General features: G+C 68.3%; 3 protein-coding genes. 2 read left to right on the plus strand and 1 reads right to left on the minus strand.

All coding sequences use genetic code 11. The annotated features are described in order from the left end of the window. A partial coding sequence (locus KZA10_RS14020; RefSeq protein WP_218683185.1) for a TetR family transcriptional regulator occupies window positions 1-389 on the minus strand: 389 nt, incomplete at its 3' end. A gap of 66 nt (window positions 390-455) precedes the next feature. Here KZA10_RS14020 and KZA10_RS14025 point away from each other — a divergent pair. Continuing rightward, window positions 456-1,154, plus strand: a complete 699-nt coding sequence (locus KZA10_RS14025) for an energy-coupling factor ABC transporter ATP-binding protein (protein ID WP_218683186.1) — start codon at window positions 456-458, stop codon at window positions 1,152-1,154. Continuing rightward, a complete protein-coding gene (locus tag KZA10_RS14030) occupies window positions 1,151-1,741 on the plus strand; it encodes a CbiQ family ECF transporter T component (protein ID WP_308289681.1) in 591 nt (196 codons plus the stop codon). Before KZA10_RS14025 ends, KZA10_RS14030 begins: the two co-directional genes overlap by 4 nt. Window positions 1,742-1,794 lie beyond the last annotated feature (53 nt).

Raw genomic sequence — 1,794 nt, forward strand, 5'->3', positions numbered from 1 at the left:
CTCCGATCCTCCACATCGGCGGCACCCTGCGCGCGCAGCGCATCGGCCAACGCGGTCTGCGCCTGCGAGGAGCCGAGCTGGAGCGCGTAGGTGCTGAGGACCAGCTCCGCGCCGTCGCGGTAGGTGAAGAGCGCGTCACGGATGCCCCGCGCCGTCGCCACGACGTCGGTCGGCTCGCTCGGGATCGTGGCGGTGATCCGATCGGCCAGCTCCGCGAGCAGCTCCTGCTTGTTCGCGAAGTGCCAGTAGAGCGCGCTCGGCTGCACGTCGAGGCCCGCCGCGATACGCCGCATCGAGAGGTCTGCCAGCCCCACCTCGTCGAGCAGAGCGAGGGCACTCCTGGCCACGCTGTCGCGGTCGTGACGTGCGGGATTGGGCTCAGGGCTCATGCTCCGATTATAGTGAACGACGTTCAGGTGAACAGTGTTCAGGTGAGACGCGTGGAGAGGCCCAAGGTGACGACATCCCCTCAGATCGGCATCGCTTCGATCAGCCTCGACCGGGTGTCGGTGCAGATCGACGGTCGTCGGGTACTGCACGACGTCAGCGCCGAGCTCACAGCGGCGACCATCGCCGTGATCGGGGCGAACGGGTCTGGCAAGTCGACCTTCGCGAGAGTGCTGAACGGCCTCATCGCGCCCCACAGCGGTTCGGTGTCGGTACACGGGTTCGACACGGTGCGCGAGCGTGCCGCGGTGCGCAGACTCGTGGGCTTCGTGTTCACCAACCCGGATGCGCAGATCCTCATGCCGACCCCTGCCGAAGACCTCGCGCTGTCGCTGCGCGGCCTCCCGAGGAAGGAGATCGCCGAGCGCGTCAGGCAGGCCCTCCAGGTGCACGGACTGGAGGCACATGCGGAGATGCCCGCATCGAGCCTGTCCGGCGGGCAGAAGCAGATGCTCGCGCTGGCCTCGGTGCTGATCGCGGCGCCGAGGATCATCGTCGCGGACGAGCCGACGACGCTCCTCGATCTGCGCAACGCCCGCCGCATCGGTGACCTCCTGCTCGCCCAGCAGGCTCAGCTCGTGGTGGTGACGCACGACCTCGAGCTCGCGGCCCGCTGCGACACCGCGCTGCTCTTCGAGGACGGACGGATCGTCGCCTCAGGCCCGCCACCGACGGTGATCGCGGCATATCGTCAGGCGTGCGCGTGATCGCGCTGTACCGCCCGGGAACAGGGATACTCCATCGCCTCCCCGCCGGGGTCAAGCTCGCGGCCCTCGCGATCGGGGCTCTCCTTCTCTCGCTGTATCCTCACGACCCGATCAGCATCGCCGTCTCGCTCCTGATCCTCGTCGGGCTCTACGGCGTGAGCGGGATGCCGCTCCGCGTGCTCCTGGTCGAGATGTGGCGACTGCGGTGGATCGTCCTCGTCCTCACCGCCGCCCTGGTGATCTTCGTGTCGCCGGTGGCCGCGTGGATCAGCACAGGAAGGGTCCTGGCGGTGCTGCTCCTGGCCAGCCTGCTCACGCTCACCACCCGGATGGCAGACCTTCTCGAGGCGTTGCACCGGCTCCTGCGGCCGCTGCGCAGGGTCGGGGCGGACCCGGAGGCGATGGCGCTGACGATATCGCTGACCCTCGCTACCATCCCGGTGATCGCCGGGTTCGCCGCACGCGTCCGGGAGGCTGAGCAGGCGCGTGATGTGCGCCTGGGCGTCCGCACCACTGCAGCCAATGGAATATGTCTGGCGCGACTGTCAGGTGATCAGGCCTTCAACGCCGGCCATCGCCCGAGCTAGGTGTACTGACCTCGACCGTTGTTGATTCGGTCGATAGGGGTCTTGCCTCCGAT

The organism is Microbacterium sp. BF1 (assembly GCF_019279095.1).
Classification (GTDB): domain Bacteria; phylum Actinomycetota; class Actinomycetes; order Actinomycetales; family Microbacteriaceae; genus Microbacterium; species Microbacterium maritypicum.